The organism is Novosphingobium sp. B-7 (assembly GCF_000410615.1).
Lineage (GTDB): Bacteria > Pseudomonadota > Alphaproteobacteria > Sphingomonadales > Sphingomonadaceae > Novosphingobium > Novosphingobium capsulatum.
Genome location: NZ_KE148384.1, coordinates 4,736 through 4,997, shown reverse-complemented (window position 1 = coordinate 4,997; position 262 = coordinate 4,736). Strand labels below are relative to the sequence as shown.

At 74.8% G+C, this 262-nt stretch carries 1 protein-coding gene; it reads right to left on the bottom strand.

Annotated elements, in window-relative coordinates:
- A partial coding sequence (locus H926_RS34295; RefSeq protein WP_202804747.1) for a LysR family transcriptional regulator occupies positions 1-208 on the bottom strand: 208 nt, incomplete at its 3' end.
- Positions 209-262: the final 54 nt, after the last annotated feature.

Below are 262 nucleotides of genomic sequence, written 5' to 3'. Positions count from 1 at the left end.
GGGCGCGCGGGTAATAGGCCTCGCCCGCCTCGGTCAGGCTGACCTGGCGGGTGGTGCGCGTAAACAGCCGGGTGCCCAGCGCCGCTTCCAGCGCATCGACATGGCGGGTGAACGATGACGTGGCCTGCCCCGCGCGCCGCGCCGCCGGGGCAAAGCCACCCTCGTCCACCACGGCCACGAAGGCCTGCAACGCGGCGAACATGTCCATGGCCCGCCCCCCGTCGCCGCCGTGCGCGCCAGCCTCGGCGCTTAGCCCTGCGGC